Origin of the sequence: Caballeronia sp. GAWG1-5s-s, from assembly GCF_023631445.1 — a bacterium.
Lineage (GTDB): Bacteria > Pseudomonadota > Gammaproteobacteria > Burkholderiales > Burkholderiaceae > Caballeronia.
On sequence record NZ_JALQDC010000028.1, the window covers coordinates 190,925 to 204,259 of the forward strand.

The following is a 13,335-nucleotide window of genomic DNA, read 5'->3' on the forward strand; positions in this document are numbered from 1 at the left end:
TGGAAAAATGGCAACAGGTACCGTCAAGTGGTTCAACGATGCAAAGGGTTTTGGTTTCATTACGCCGGATGACGGCGGTGAGGACCTGTTTGCACATTTCTCCGAAATCCAGTCCAAGGGTTTCAAGTCGCTTCAGGAAAACCAGAAGGTGAGCTTCGAAGTCAAGCAAGGCCCGAAGGGCAAGCAAGCTTCGACGATCCAGCCGCTGTAAATCAGTTATAGCAGGCTGCCTCGGCGCACAACGGCCCTTCGGGGCCGTTTGTTATTTTTGCACTGTAGCTTTGCTCTGTAGCTTCTTTCTCTTGGCGATGACGCCGCTTCAACAGCATCGCGGCAAGGGCAATAAGTCAGTAGAATTCACGCATCACATTCAAAGCTGCGAGAAAAAGCAGCGACATTCCTGGATCTTCATTGGCGTGAATCCGCGAAGCAGCCTAGAAAAGCGCCGTGTCTGGCCACGGTACACCGTTCATGCGTTGCTCATCATGCTCTGGTGTGTGTTCGCTAGCGCACACGCGCAATCGTTTGCCCTGAATGCGCGCGCGGCCCGTTTCGTTAGCGCGGTCGTGATGGACGACTTTCATACGGCTCAATCAGGCGGCGGTTATCTGTTCTCCTATGACGCTCACGAGACCGATGCCACGCTCAAGATGAAACTCGCGCACTGGTTTTCCGGCGCCGATCCCGACGCAATCCGTATGGCTCCCGCAGAGAAGCGAACGCTCTTCGGCTTTTATTGGGCAGCGAGCATGATGTCCGAGAAGTCGGCGTGTTTCGACTCCATCGCGCAGGCCGCTTGCAGCGAAGAGCTCGGCGCGTGGATGGCGCGCGAAGCGGCCGACGACCCCCGCTTCGTCCGCGCGTATGAATCGGCGGCGAAGGCGCTTGGCTTGCCGCCTTATGCAAGTCCGCTTCAATGAGCGGCGCGCCCGGCTGATCTGTCTGCGGCGTTTGATCGGCACGGTCGCGCGCCCACGCGATCTTCGCGGCCACGCTCGCGAGCACGGACAGCACGCCAATCGTTTCTAACAGAGCGGCGATCATGATGTTTCATCGATGCGACAGCATCGGCCCATACGTTCGCACGAAGAAGGCGATGGTGATGCCTGCGCTCAGCAGCAGCGTCACGGCCCGAATGGCGCCAGGCGGCGCGCGACGCCCCAGCTGCGCGCCGCTGTATCCGCCCGCGATGGCCGCGACGAGCATCGCAACGGTCTCCGGCCAGCGCACCGCGTGCGCCAGTGCGAACGTCACCACCGCGACCGAGTTCGCTGCGCTGACGAGCAACGTGCGCGGCGCGTTCAGGCTCTTGAGATCGCGCGCGTCGAGCAAGCCCCAGACGGCCATCATCATGATGCCGACCGCGCCGCCAAAATAGCCGCCATAGATGCCGAGCGCCAACTGAATCGCGAGAACCGATGGCGCGCCGATGCGCCACCTTCGCCGCAACGCTTCGCCAAGCGTGCGGCCGAATGCGAGCGCGAGACTCGCGCATAGCATGAGCCACGGCAACAAGAACGAGAACGTGGATGACGACGTGCGGAGCAGCAAGGCCGCGCCGATCAGCCCGCCGATCACGGTGATGACAAGCATCGCGCGAAGCGACACCGGGCCGACCGGGCTCAAGCCGTCGCGGTACGCCCACGCGCTGACCACGCCGCCGGGAAAGAGCGCCACGGTCGACGAAGCGTTCGCCTGAACCGGGGGCAAGCCCGCTGCAATGAGCGCGGGCAGGCTCACGAACGAGCCGCCGCCCGCCAGCGCATTCATCGCGCCCGCGAGGAAACCCGCGCCTGTCACAACGATAAGAGGTTCCATGCGGCAGATCGTAGCGGGCGGCCTGCGCGCTTACGATCTGGCAATTCCAATGCGAGGCTTCGGCGCGACCGAAGGCACGGCATGCGCTTCGACCTTACCGACATGCGGCTTTTTCTGACCGTGCTGGAGCGCGGCAGCATCACGGCCGGCGCGCAGGCCATGCATCTTGCGCTGGCATCGGCGAGTGAACGCATTGCCGGCATGGAAGCGGCGCTCGGCGCGCCGCTTCTCGAACGCAATCGCCGGGGCGTGCAGGCGACCGCCGCGGGCGAAGCGTTCGTGCGGCATGCCCGCGTGATTCTGGCTCAGGTCGAACAGATGCGGGGCGAGCTGCGTCATTACGCAACCGGTCTCAAAGGCCGCATCAAACTGCTGTCGAATACGGCTGCCCTCGCCGCCTTCCTGCCCATGCAACTCGCGCGCTTTCTCGCGGCGCATCCCGATCTCTCCATCGACCTCGATGAACGGCCGAGCGTCGATATCGTGCAGGCACTCGCCGAAGGCCGCGCGGACCTGGGCATCGTGGCCGATATCACCGACCTCGCCAGCTTGCAGACGCATGTGATCGCGCAGGATCAACTCGTTGTGGTCGCGCACTGCTCGCATCGCGTGGCGCAGCAATCCGCCGCGGCATTTGCGGATATCGTGAGCGAAGCGTACGTCGGACTCGCGGATGCCGCGCTGGAGATGCATCTTGCCGAACGCGCGTCGCGGCTCGGCAAGCAACTGGACTACCGCATTCACATGCGCAGCCTCGACAACGTCGGCATGCTGGTCGAAGCGGACATCGGCATCGCGATTCTTTCGGATGTATCGGCGCAGGCGTTGCGGCGGCCCGGTCTCGCGATCGTGCCGCTATCGGAGCCTTGGGCCACGCGCCGCCTGCTGCTCTGCGCGCGCGCTTTCGATGCGCTGACGCCTCATGCGAGTCTGCTCGCGCATCAACTGATCGAGGCTGCGGCCTAGAACGCCCGCCCGACGATCAGCGGATCGACCGGACCGATGGTCCTGATATCGCGATTCGCATACGGCAGCCGATGCAGCACATAGCGCATGGCGTTGAGGCGCGCGCGCTTCTTGCAATCAGAGCGCACGACGGTCCACGGCGTATCGGCTGTGTCGGTATGCGCGAACATGGCTTCCTTCGCGGCGGTGTAGTCGTCCCACTTGTCGAGCGAAGCGAGGTCCACGGGACTGAGCTTCCATTGCTTGAGCGGATGCACTTCGCGCTCCTTGAAACGGCGGCGTTGTTCCGCGCGGCTCACGGAGAACCAGAACTTGATGATATGCACGCCGCTTTGCGTGAGGTGCCGCTCGAATGCCGGCACCTGCTGCATGAAGGCGTCGTACTCCTGATTCGTGCAGAAGCCCATCACGCGCTCGACGCCTGCGCGGTTGTACCACGAACGGTCGAACAGCACGATCTCGCCGGCAGTCGGAAGGTGTTCGACATAGCGCTGGAAATACCATTGCCCTCGTTCGCGTTCCGAAGGCTTCTCCAGCGCCACGACGCGCGCGCCGCGCGGATTCAGATGCTCCATGAAACGTTTGATGGCGCCGCCCTTGCCGGCCGCATCGCGCCCTTCGAACAGGATCACGACGCGTTGACCCGTCTCTTTCACCCACGCCTGCAGCTTCAGTAATTCGACCTGAAGCCGGTACTTCTGCTTCTCGTACGCCTGACGCGACATCAGATGCTTGTACGGATATTCCCCGTGACGCCAGCCCGCCGACAGTTCTTCGTCCTGACGCTGCCTGCGCGATGCCGGCGCTCCCACGAGCGATGTAGCCTCGAACAGATACGCGCGCAAGGTGGCCGCCTCGTCCGGAGACAGGCCGCCTATGATGGCTTTGAGCGTGTCGATGCGCGTTTCGGTGCTTTCGCTGTTCGAGGCGGCATACGCGAGCACGTCCGCCATGCCGCTCGTGATGAGTTCATTGGCCGCATCCACTGCGTCCTGCGTTTCCTGCTTGAGAATAGCCTCGGACGCTTCGGCAACGCTCACGTCGCCGTCCTGTTCGTGGGGTTCGCGTCGAGAAGTCGGGCCTGCGGGCGCCCCGGTTGGTCTTGCGTTTTTCAAAGTCCTTTTCTCCCTAATGCCGCAGCGTATGCGGCGGCGCGTGCGAGAAGCCGTCTCGTCAAGCCGCTTCGGCGGCCTTACGCAATACGACGTACAGCTTGTCTTTCAGCAGCAGCTTCTCTTTCTTCAAGGCTTCGACTGCAAAGGGATCGGCCGGCGTGACGCCGGTCTCCATGTTGCGGATTTCATGATCGAGCGCATTGTGCCGGTCGAAGAGCTTCGCAAAGTGCGCGTCTTCGGTCTTGAGGCGGGATATCAGGTCACGGTATTCGGGAAACATGCTGCGATTCTCCATGCGGTACGGACGAGAACGTCATTCAACACTACGTAGTACATCTTACCGATTGGCGCTGCTGTTTCGCCGCTCGCCGGCCGCTTCCATGCTGCGTAATATCGCCGCATCCCTAATGCGGCAGAGAAAGACCGCATGCGAGCCGTAGGCGAAAACCCTCCTGCCCGCCGACCGATCCGCCGCGCACAATAGTCGTTCGGGACCACGCGTTCCCGCAGGGAGACATCATGAAGACAACCCTTACCTCCGTCGTCGCGTTCGCGATCGGCGCTGGCGGCCTCGTTTTTGCCACCGCTTCGCAGGCAGACAATTCCGCTGCCCACAAGCTCGGACAGATCGGCGTCATCAATCAGACGCTTCAGCCGAAACCGGCGAAATCGGCGCCCGCGTATTCGAATTCCAATTCGACCTCCACCGGAAGCACTTACGGCAACACGGCGAACGGCGTCAACGGCCAGAATCCGTCGAATGCGGCCGCGAACACTGGCGCCGCCGCTCGCGCAGGCGCAGCTGCGGGCAGCGGCAAATAGTACAGACGGCTCCGCTTTGCGCGGAGCCGGTGCGCTTCGTTATCATGTTCCGCCGATCGGGCGGACGCCCCCGGTCGGCTCCGAACGCGAACGTGCCGGCGGCCAGGAGCGCATGAATGAACCTCCGGGGATTGCAGTGCTTTATCGTGCTCGCTGAAGAGCTCAACTTCAGCCGGGCGGCAGAACGCCTCCACATTGCGCAGCCCGCGCTATCACAACAGATCCGTTCGCTCGAAGAACGTCTCGGCAGCCAGTTGGTGGACCGCGGCAGCCGGCCCTTGCGTCTCACGGAAGCGGGCAGCTATTTCTATACGGAAGCACGGCAGATTCTCGAACGCTGCGAGCAGGCGACGCTCGGCGTGCGCGCGATCGACGCCGGCACGCTCGGCTGGCTTGCAATCGGCTTTACCCGTTCGGCCATGTATAGCGTGCTGCCGCCGGCGCTCAAGGCATTTCACGCAGCGTATCCGAAAGTCGAGCTGAAGCTCTTCGAAATGTTGACCGAAGAACAAGCCGATGCCTTCCGCGATGCGCGCATCCATATCGGCATCGGCAGACAGGCGCCGGACCGGCCCGGCTGCGCGACGCGCACGCTGTTGCAGGAACGCGTGATGGCTGTGCTCGCGTCCGATCATCCGCTCGCGAAACGCGACACGGTTCGCATCGACGAGCTCGCGCAGACGCCGCTCATCGTTTATCCGAAGCATCCCGCCGCGCATTTTCCGCGCTTCATCGCTTCGCTGTATCGCGATGCGGGCGCCACGCCCAACGTCGCGCATGAGGCCTACGAAATACAGACCGCCATTGCGCTCGTCGCCGCGGGACTCGGCGTCACGTATGTAGGCGAATCGGTGGCGCTGCACGGCCGCTCCGACGTCGTCTATCGGCATCTCGCGGGACCGGGCGCGGCGCAGGTCACGTCGCTCACGGCGACCTTTCGAAGCACTGACGCCTCGCCGCATGTGCAGGCGTTTCTTGCGTGCCTTCCTCTTGCCGACACGCCACGCTGACCCAACGCGGCAGCGCTTGCGGCCGCTATAAGCAAAAGCCTATGGAAGCATGCGGATTCCGTCTTGGACGGCGGACCTGTCGCGTCCCTATGATGACCGTTCGTGGCCGAAGCGCAGAAGCACTCGCTTCGGATCATCGAACAGTTATCAAACAGCCATCGAACGACGTCGGCCAAGAAGCCGGCGCATGGAGACGACGATGACACGCGCGCCTGCTTCCGAGATCGAGTCCGCGACCGCATCCGCGACGATGCACAAGGTGTACCGCCGCCTCATGCCCTTGCTCTTCGCGATGATGTTCTTCAACTATCTCGATCGCATCAACATCGGCTTCGCAGCGCTCGACATGAATCACGCGCTCAACTTCAGCCCCGCCGTATTCGGCTTCGCGGGCAGCGTGTTCTTCGTGGGCTACATGCTCCTCGAAGTGCCGAGCAATCTGCTCTTGCATCGCGTCGGCGCGCGAAGATGGATCGCGCGCATTCTCATCACGTGGGGCGCGGTCGCGGCGGCGACGGCCTTCGTCTTCAACGACACGAGCTTCTATACCGTGCGCTTTCTGCTCGGCGTCATGGAAGCGGGCTTTCTGCCGGGCGTGGCCGTCTATCTGACGAAGTGGTTTCCCGAGCGCTACCGGGCGCGCGCGGTGGGCGGCTATATCATCGCGGGCTCTTTCTCGGCGGTATTGGGCGGTCCCATCTCGACGGCGCTCATGACCTATGCCAACGGCCTGCTCGGCCTCGCGGGCTGGCAATGGATGTTCATCTGCGAAGGCGTGCCCGCCATCCTGCTCGGTTTCGTCACGCTGAAGGCGATGCAGGAGCGCCCTGCCGATGCCAACTGGCTCACGGCCGAAGAGAAGCAATGGCTCGAAAGCACGCTTCAGGCGGAACGCAAGCAGCGCGGCGGCGACGCGCATGTGTCGATGTGGCGCGTAGCCGGCGATATCCGCGTGTGGAGTCTTGCATGCCTCTTCGGGTGCGCGCTCGTCGGCATCTACGGGCTCTTTCTGTGGCTGCCGCAGATCGTCAAGGGACTCGGCCATCTCACGAACATCGAAGTGGGCTTTCTCTCGGCGGCGCCGCCGCTCTTAGGCGTGCTCGGCACCTTCATCATCAGCCGCAGCTCGGACCGCACGGGTGATTCGCAAGAAGCACCTCGCCTTCGTCTATGGCATGAGCGCGGTGGCGATCGCCGCGAGCGCCTACGCGCCCTCGCCCGTCATCGCCTATGTGCTGCTGTGCGTGACCGGTCTTTTCATCTATGCGGGCAATCCGCTCTTCTGGAGCCTCGCTGCCTCGTTTCGCACCGGCGCGGCCGGCGCCGCGACGATTGCGCTCATCAACACCATCGCGCAGTTCGGCGGGCTCGTGGGACCGTGGAGCATCGGGCTCGTGCGCAACGCGACGGGCAACTTCAAGCTCGCGCTCGTGACCATCGCCGCGTTCCTGGTCGTCGCGACGATCATCGCGCTCGTCATGCGCGTGCGTCCGTCCGACGATGCAGCGCTAGAAGAACGCACCGACGACGCGCGCCGCAGCGCCTGAGCATTCGTTTCGATTCCACGACACTTACACGAGCCATCCATGATTATCGACTGTCACGGTCACTACACCACTTCGCCGCCGGAACACGAGGCGTGGCGAACGCGCCAGATACAGGCGCTCGCCGACGGCACGCCGGTGCCGCCCCGCCCGCGTATCAGCGACGATCAGATCCGCGAGACCATCGGCAATGCGCAGCTCAGAGTGCAACAGGAGCGCGGCATCGACTTGACGATCTTCTCTCCGCGCGCCGCCGGCATGGGCCATCACCTGGGCGATGCAGAGGCCAACGCGGCATGGTCGAGCGAATGCAATGACCTGATTCATCGCGTCGTGTCGTTGTTTCCGCAGCATTTCGTCGGCGTGTGTCAGTTGCCGCAAGCACCGGGCGTCGATCCGAGGAACTGCATTCCCGAATTGCGGCGCTGTGTCGAAGAGCTGGGCTTTATCGGCTGCAATCTCAATCCGGACCCGTCGGGCGGTCACTGGTCCGGTCCGCCGATGACGGACCGTTATTGGTATCCGCTCTACGAAGCGCTCGTGGAACTGGACGTGCCCGCGATGATTCACGTGTCTTCGTCGTGCAACCCGAACTTCCATGCAACGGGCGCGCACTACATCAACGGCGATACGTCCGTCTTCATGCAGCTACTCACCGCAGACTTGTTCGCCGATTTCCCCACGCTCAAGCTCATCATTCCGCACGGCGGCGGCGCGGTGCCGTATCACTGGGGACGCTATCGCGGGCTCGCGCAGGACATGAAGCGCCCGCTTCTGTCCGACTACCTGCTCAACAACGTGTTCTTCGATACCTGCGTCTATCACCAGCCCGGCGCCGAACTGCTCGCGCGCGTGATACCCGCGAAGAACATTCTCTTCGCTTCCGAAACCATCGGCGCGGTGCAAGGCATCGATCCCGAGACGGGCCATCACTTCGACGATACGCGCCGCTATATCGACGGCATTCGCTGGCTCAGCGACGACGACAGACAACGCATCTTCGAAGGCAATGCGCGCGCCGTGTATCCGCGCCTCGCCGCCCGGCTCGAACAGCACACATCCATTCAAGGAGTCGCATGATGAATCGTCCCGGATGGCGGCACAATCCGTCCGCGCCGCAAGCGAGCGCCGAGTTGCTCGACGCGCTCGCGTCGCTTGCCGTATCGCTCCTGTCGGACAACATGGCGCGCGCGTCGGGGACAGTGGGCCTCGCGCCTTACCATCGGCCGCGCGTCATGGCGGGTACGGCGGTGACCGTGCGCACGCGTCCCGGCGACAACCTCGCGATTCATGCCGCTTTCGATTTCTGCCGCCCCGGCGACGTGCTCGTGATCGATGGCGGAGGCGACCTGCATCAGGCGCTCATGGGCGACATCATGGCGAGCTACGCGGAAAGTATCGGCGTGAGAGGTCTCGTGATCGACGGCGCGATACGCGATGTCGCTTCGCTGCGCGCCCGCGACTTTCCGGTGTACGCGCGCGGCGTCACGCATCGCGGGCCGTACAAGAACGGCCCCGGCGAGATCAATGTGTCTGTCACCGTCGGCGGCATGGTGGTGCATCCGGGCGATATCGTCGTCGGCAATGAAGACGGCGTGCTCGCCATCGCCCAAGCCGACGCGCAAGACGTGCTCGAAGGCGCTCGTGCGCAAGGGATCAAGGAAGCGCAGGCGTTGCGTTCCATCTGCGAGGGCGCGTTCGACCGGTCGTGGGTGAACGGCCAGATCGAGCGGGCGATGAAAGTCTAGCCGCGTGATTGCGCATACATATCGGAAGTCAATCAGTAAAAGCGCCCGGTTCGCGAAGCGCCGCCAGCCTTTGTGCGGCGCGCCTCACATCGCAATCGCACGATGGTTCGCAGAAGAGACTGACGTTCACCTTGCAAAATATGCTCAAGCTTTCTTAATCGTTTCACGCGAAGCCATTCAAATAATCAACATCAGGTTATCGTTTGCGCGGCTTTTTCCCTCGGTAGTGTCGAAGGCATACTGTGCCTACATACAAATAAATGCTGAGAGAAAGCTATGTACGGGGAATCGAGAACACTTTACTTCGCAGGACGGGCAGCGTCGGACGATCTGACCGAACGACTTCATGCGCGTGGCTGGGCCATCGAATACGTGACGCCTGCCAAGCCGCCTAAAGCCGCCAAGCACGACAAGCGCGCCGCGGCAGGCATCATCGATCTGACGAGCCGTGGCTATGCCGAGGACACGGCCGCGCTCGTCGGATTACTGTCGAGCCAGCGCATCGGCTGGGTCGCGACCGTCGATCCGGATCATACGGAAAATCCCGATATTTCCCGCCTGATTCGCGATTACTGCTTCGACTATGTGACGATGCCGTCGGCATCGGACCGCATCGTCGATGCGGTGGGCCATGCATACGGCATGGTCTCGCTGCACGACGCCGCCTCGAACGATGCGTACAAGACGGATGGCCAGGAAGTCGGCATGGTCGGCACCTGCGAAGCGATGCAGGGCTTGTATCGCTCCATCCGCAAGGTTGCCATGACGGATGCGCCGGTCTTCATCTCGGGCGAATCGGGCACCGGCAAGGAACTGACGGCGCTTGCCATTCACGCGCGTTCGGCGCGGCGCGACCAGCCGTTCGTTGCCATTAACTGCGGTGCGATTCCGCCGCATCTCTTGCAGTCCGAGCTCTTCGGCTACGAACGCGGCGCGTTCACCGGCGCGAACCAGCGCAAGATCGGCCGCGTCGAAGCGGCGGACGGCGGCACGCTCTTTCTGGATGAAATCGGCGACCTGCCGCTCGAAAGTCAGGCGAGCCTGCTGCGCTTCCTTCAGGAACGCAAGATCGAGCGCCTTGGCGGGCAGACGTCGACGGCGGTGGACGTGCGCATCATTTCGGCCACGCACGTCGACATGCAAACCGCGATGCTCGAAGGACGCTTCCGCGCGGACCTGTATCACCGTCTATGCGTCTTGCAGATCGACGAACCGCCGTTGCGCGTGCGCGGCAAGGACATCGAGCTGCTCGCCAACCATATGCTCGAACGCTTTCGGCGCGATGCGAGCCGCCGCCTGCGCGGATTCTCGCCCTGCGCCATTGCCGCGCTTCACAACTACGCCTGGCCCGGCAACGTGCGCGAGCTCATCAATCGCGTGAGGCGCGCCATCGTCATGAGCGAAGGGCGGCAGATTCTCGCGAGCGATCTCGAACTCGGCGACTATGTGGAAGCCGCGCCGACCACGCTTGCGCAGGCGCGCGAAGCGGCCGAGCGGCAGGCCATCGAGGTGGCGCTCTTGCGGCATCGCGGACGGCTCGGCGAAGCCGCCGACGAGCTCGGCATCTCGCGCGTCACGCTGTATCGCCTGCTTACGGCCTATGGGCTGCGCGCGAAAGAAGAGCGCACGTTGCAGGTATCGAGCGCGTAAAGCCGCACGGCGACGCGCATCTTCAGAAGGGCGGCGGGGCATCCTGCCGCAGGAAGCGGAGAATGCGGCTCACCACGGTTCGCGCCTGCTCCTGCTGCACCCAGTGCCCCGCGCCTTCGATGAAATGCGCCGCGCGGAAATTCGTGCAGGCGTACTGGCGCATGGCTTCGTAATCGCCCGGTCGCTGATAGCAGCCCCAGTCGCTGCTTCCCGCGATGAAACACGCGGGCACGTCGGTCGTGCGCCCTGCCCACAGGCGCAAGCGCGCGCTCTGCGCTGCGTCGTTGCTCGCGCGATACCAGTTCAATCCGCCCTGAAATCCCGTTCGCGCGAATTCGCTCGCATAAACATGCAGTTCGGCGTCGTCGAGCCACGCGCACGATGCGACTTCTTCCGCGGACGGCATGGCTTGCGCGACGGTTTGCGGCATGGTCTTGTCCGCGTCCATCACGTAATAAGCGGGCAGCATAGCGAGTTCTTCGACGACGGGCGCGACGAGCGGATGCGGCCGGTTGCCGGACCAGTCCGCGCTCTTGACATGCCAATACGCGCGCAGGAAATCGGCGAGTCCTTGCGGCGCGTGCCGCATATCGTCGTTGGCCTGCGGCTCCGTGAAGTAGCGTTGATAGTGCTTGCGCGGCGGATCGAGCGAGGCCAGTTCGTTCATAGCATCGGTCATCGTGGGCGAGGCCGGTTCGTCGAACGCGAAGCGAGGCGGTCCTGCAAACGGCGCGCTCATCATGACGACAGAGCGGAATACGTCGGGCCTCGTCAGCGCGCACCAGGCCGCCACGGGCGAGCCGAAATCGTGTCCCACGACAGCCGCAACGGACCGATGCCCCAGCGCGAAAACGAGGCCCAGAGTATCGAGGACGAGGTTCGGCATCGCGTAATCGGCGAGATCGGCGTCGAAGCGCGTGTCCGCCCCGCCGGTTCTGCCATAGCCTCGCTGGTCAGGCGCGATGACGTGATAGCCGGCATCCGCAATCGGCTTCATGACCTTGCGCCAGCTATAGGCCAGTTCGGGAAAGCCGTGCAGCAGCACGATGCACGGCGCCTCCGGCGTCTCATACCCCGCTTCCAGCATATACATCGACAGGCCGTTGCCGTTATCGACCATGCGCGCGCGCACGCCATCGGGCAAGGGCATATCCGGCAGCGTTTCGTTCATGCGCGGCTCCTTTCTGCGTGAGCCCACATGATGCCATTTCCCGCAAGCGCCGACGCGCTGCACGCTTTAACATGGCGAGTGATGAGGCGGCTATCCATGCTCGCCTCAACGCCTGACGTCTACTTCCGGGATTCTTCAGCCATGACAACCTCTACTTCCCGCCGCCGCGCCGCCTTTCGCGAACTCGTGAATGCCCGCCGTGGTCTGCTTCTGCCCGGCGCATTCAACGCGATGAGCGCGAGCCTTATCGCGGACCTCGGCTTCGAGGCGATCTACATCACGGGCGCGGGCGTCACCAACATGTCCCTCGGCATGCCGGACCTCGCATTTATGGGACTCGCGGAGATTGCGGAGCATACGAATCGGATTCGCGATGCGGTGGACTTGCCGCTCGTCGTCGATGCGGACACGGGCTTCGGCAACGCGCTCAACGTGCGCCATACGGTACGCACGCTGGAGCGCGCCGGCGCGGATGCCATTCAACTGGAAGATCAGGTCATGCCCAAGAAATGCGGCCATTTCGCGGGCAAGAGCGTGATCTCGACGAGCGAGATGCTCGGCAAGATTCGCGCCGCCGTGGATGCGCGCGAGGACGAAAATCTGCAGATCATCGCGCGCACGGACGCCTGCGCGGTGCATGGCTTCGATGCCGCGATCGAACGCGCGAACCAGTTCGTCGAGGCCGGCGCCGATATTCTCTTTATCGAAGCGATCGAAACGCAGGAGCAGATCGCATCCTTGACCCGGCTCGTCGCCGCGCCGCAGCTCATCAATATCGTGATCGGCGGCAAGACGCCTGTCACGAGCCGCGACGACTTGCAGAACCTCGGCTTCAGTCTCGTCCTGTATGCGAACGCCGCGTTGCAGAGCGCCGTGCGCGGCATGCAGACCGCGCTGACCGCGCTGAAGCAGCAAGGCAAGCTGGACGAAGATCCGGCTGTGGTCGCGCCGTTCTCCGAGCGTCAACGGCTCGTGAAGAAGCCTCTCTTCGACGAACTCGACCGCAAGTACGCAGCGGAGTAAGTCCTGGCGGATGTGCGCAGATAAAAGGATCGCGACGCCAGCACAAGGCATGAGCGAATCTTTGCTATGCTCGCCTACGCAAGAATGCATGCGTTGCAGACGGGTTGCAGACGCGTTGCATTCGCCTCATGGCGCTTGGCGCTCAACGAAAATCAGGAGATTGCAGATGGCAAAAGGCTATTGGGTCAGCGCATACCGCAAGATTGCGAAGCCCGATCAGGTTGCTGAGTATTCGAAGCTCGCAACGGTCGCGATTCAGGAAGGCGGCGGCCGCCTGCTGGTTCGCGGCGTGGCGTCGACGGTGCACGGCGCGGGCATTGCGGAACGCACGGTGCTCGTCGAATTCGACTCGCTCGATCAGGCGCTCGCCACGTTCAACGGCGAGAAGTATCAGGAAGCGCTGAGAGTGCTCGGCGATGCATGCGAACGCGACTTCCGCGTGGTCGAAGGCATCGCGTAAAACACGGT

14 protein-coding genes and 1 pseudogene are annotated in these 13,335 nt (G+C 63.2%); 11 read left to right on the forward strand and 4 right to left on the reverse strand.

All coding sequences use genetic code 11. The annotated features are described in order from the left end of the window. Positions 1 to 7: 7 nt before the first annotated feature. Together NCR34_RS20200 and NCR34_RS20205 are read left to right on the forward strand one after the other, a co-directional pair. Positions 8 to 211 (forward strand): cold-shock protein, encoded by a 204-nt coding sequence (locus tag NCR34_RS20200; protein WP_008347993.1) that lies wholly within the window; start codon positions 8 to 10, stop codon positions 209 to 211. 358 nt (positions 212 to 569) lie between these two features. Beyond that, positions 570 to 920, forward strand: coding sequence for a hypothetical protein (locus NCR34_RS20205; RefSeq protein WP_248324373.1), 351 nt, complete (start codon positions 570 to 572; stop codon positions 918 to 920). 130 nt (positions 921 to 1,050) lie between these two features. Here the strand turns inward: NCR34_RS20205 and NCR34_RS20210 are convergent, their stop codons facing one another. Continuing rightward, positions 1,051 to 1,818 carry a sulfite exporter TauE/SafE family protein gene (locus NCR34_RS20210; RefSeq protein ID WP_248324374.1) on the reverse strand — a complete coding sequence of 256 codons (768 nt, stop codon included), beginning with the start codon at positions 1,816 to 1,818 and terminating at the stop codon, positions 1,051 to 1,053. A gap of 81 nt (positions 1,819 to 1,899) precedes the next feature. Here NCR34_RS20210 and NCR34_RS20215 point away from each other — a divergent pair, with 81 nt between their 5' ends. Then, entirely contained in the window at positions 1,900 to 2,784 is an 885-nt protein-coding gene (locus tag NCR34_RS20215) for a LysR substrate-binding domain-containing protein (RefSeq protein WP_248324375.1), read from the forward strand. Here the strand turns inward: NCR34_RS20215 and ppk2 are convergent. Then, positions 2,781 to 3,824 (reverse strand): polyphosphate kinase 2, encoded by a 1,044-nt coding sequence (gene ppk2 / locus NCR34_RS20220; protein WP_248324376.1) that lies wholly within the window; start codon positions 3,822 to 3,824, stop codon positions 2,781 to 2,783. The genes NCR34_RS20215 and ppk2 overlap by 4 nt on opposite strands. Before the next feature lie 133 nt (positions 3,825 to 3,957). Then, positions 3,958 to 4,179, reverse strand: coding sequence for an HP1242/YdcH family protein (locus NCR34_RS20225; protein WP_248324377.1), 222 nt, complete (start codon positions 4,177 to 4,179; stop codon positions 3,958 to 3,960). A 239-nt stretch (positions 4,180 to 4,418) separates the two neighbouring features. On the opposite strand from NCR34_RS20225, the gene NCR34_RS20230 reads away from it, so the two are divergent. From NCR34_RS20230 to NCR34_RS20255, 6 genes and pseudogenes are all read left to right on the forward strand, one after another. Then, the gene (locus tag NCR34_RS20230; RefSeq protein ID WP_248324378.1) at positions 4,419 to 4,721 is read left to right on the forward strand and encodes a hypothetical protein; all 303 of its coding nucleotides are present in this window, start codon (positions 4,419 to 4,421) and stop codon (positions 4,719 to 4,721) included. Positions 4,722 to 4,837: 116 nt separating this feature from the next. Continuing rightward, positions 4,838 to 5,731, forward strand: a complete 894-nt coding sequence (locus NCR34_RS20235) for a LysR family transcriptional regulator (RefSeq protein WP_248324379.1) — start codon at positions 4,838 to 4,840, stop codon at positions 5,729 to 5,731. A gap of 250 nt (positions 5,732 to 5,981) precedes the next feature. Then, a pseudogene (locus NCR34_RS20240) lies at positions 5,982 to 7,278 on the forward strand (MFS transporter). Between the two features lie 39 nt (positions 7,279 to 7,317). After that, complete coding sequence (locus NCR34_RS20245; protein ID WP_248324380.1) at positions 7,318 to 8,355, forward strand: amidohydrolase family protein; 1,038 nt, start codon at positions 7,318 to 7,320, stop codon at positions 8,353 to 8,355. Then, on the forward strand, positions 8,355 to 9,023 hold the full coding sequence (locus NCR34_RS20250) for an RraA family protein (protein WP_248324802.1): 669 nt from the start codon (positions 8,355 to 8,357) through the stop codon (positions 9,021 to 9,023). Before NCR34_RS20245 ends, NCR34_RS20250 begins: the two co-directional genes overlap by 1 nt. A 276-nt stretch (positions 9,024 to 9,299) precedes the next feature. Continuing rightward, positions 9,300 to 10,673, forward strand: coding sequence for a sigma-54 dependent transcriptional regulator (locus NCR34_RS20255; protein ID WP_248324381.1), 1,374 nt, complete (start codon positions 9,300 to 9,302; stop codon positions 10,671 to 10,673). A gap of 22 nt (positions 10,674 to 10,695) precedes the next feature. Here NCR34_RS20255 and NCR34_RS20260 read toward each other — a convergent pair whose 3' ends face one another. Then, positions 10,696 to 11,793 (reverse strand): alpha/beta fold hydrolase, encoded by a 1,098-nt coding sequence (locus NCR34_RS20260; protein WP_502800115.1) that lies wholly within the window; start codon positions 11,791 to 11,793, stop codon positions 10,696 to 10,698. Positions 11,794 to 11,985: 192 nt separating this feature from the next. Here NCR34_RS20260 and NCR34_RS20265 point away from each other — a divergent pair, with 192 nt between their 5' ends. Continuing rightward, positions 11,986 to 12,867 (forward strand): isocitrate lyase/PEP mutase family protein, encoded by an 882-nt coding sequence (locus NCR34_RS20265; RefSeq protein ID WP_248324383.1) that lies wholly within the window; start codon positions 11,986 to 11,988, stop codon positions 12,865 to 12,867. A 166-nt stretch (positions 12,868 to 13,033) separates the two neighbouring features. Beyond that, positions 13,034 to 13,327 carry a DUF1330 domain-containing protein gene (locus NCR34_RS20270; RefSeq protein ID WP_248324384.1) on the forward strand — a complete coding sequence of 98 codons (294 nt, stop codon included), beginning with the start codon at positions 13,034 to 13,036 and terminating at the stop codon, positions 13,325 to 13,327. Positions 13,328 to 13,335: the final 8 nt, after the last annotated feature.

Bases quoted from the DNA above. Each gene is read 5' to 3' on its own strand.
- NCR34_RS20200 (WP_008347993.1), top strand. From the start codon at position 8: ATGGCAACAGGTACCGTCAAGTGGTTCAACGATGCAAAGGGTTTTGGT.
- NCR34_RS20205 (WP_248324373.1), top strand. From the start codon at position 570: ATGGACGACTTTCATACGGCTCAATCAGGCGGCGGTTATCTGTTCTCC.
- NCR34_RS20210 (WP_248324374.1), bottom strand. From the start codon at position 1,818: ATGGAACCTCTTATCGTTGTGACAGGCGCGGGTTTCCTCGCGGGCGCG.
- NCR34_RS20215 (WP_248324375.1), top strand. From the start codon at position 1,900: ATGCGCTTCGACCTTACCGACATGCGGCTTTTTCTGACCGTGCTGGAG.
- NCR34_RS20225 (WP_248324377.1), bottom strand. From the start codon at position 4,179: ATGTTTCCCGAATACCGTGACCTGATATCCCGCCTCAAGACCGAAGAC.
- NCR34_RS20230 (WP_248324378.1), top strand. From the start codon at position 4,419: ATGAAGACAACCCTTACCTCCGTCGTCGCGTTCGCGATCGGCGCTGGC.
- NCR34_RS20235 (WP_248324379.1), top strand. From the start codon at position 4,838: ATGAACCTCCGGGGATTGCAGTGCTTTATCGTGCTCGCTGAAGAGCTC.
- NCR34_RS20245 (WP_248324380.1), top strand. From the start codon at position 7,318: ATGATTATCGACTGTCACGGTCACTACACCACTTCGCCGCCGGAACAC.
- NCR34_RS20250 (WP_248324802.1), top strand. From the start codon at position 8,355: ATGAATCGTCCCGGATGGCGGCACAATCCGTCCGCGCCGCAAGCGAGC.
- NCR34_RS20255 (WP_248324381.1), top strand. From the start codon at position 9,300: ATGTACGGGGAATCGAGAACACTTTACTTCGCAGGACGGGCAGCGTCG.
- NCR34_RS20260 (WP_502800115.1), bottom strand. From the start codon at position 11,793: ATGGTCGATAACGGCAACGGCCTGTCGATGTATATGCTGGAAGCGGGG.
- NCR34_RS20265 (WP_248324383.1), top strand. From the start codon at position 11,986: ATGACAACCTCTACTTCCCGCCGCCGCGCCGCCTTTCGCGAACTCGTG.
- NCR34_RS20270 (WP_248324384.1), top strand. From the start codon at position 13,034: ATGGCAAAAGGCTATTGGGTCAGCGCATACCGCAAGATTGCGAAGCCC.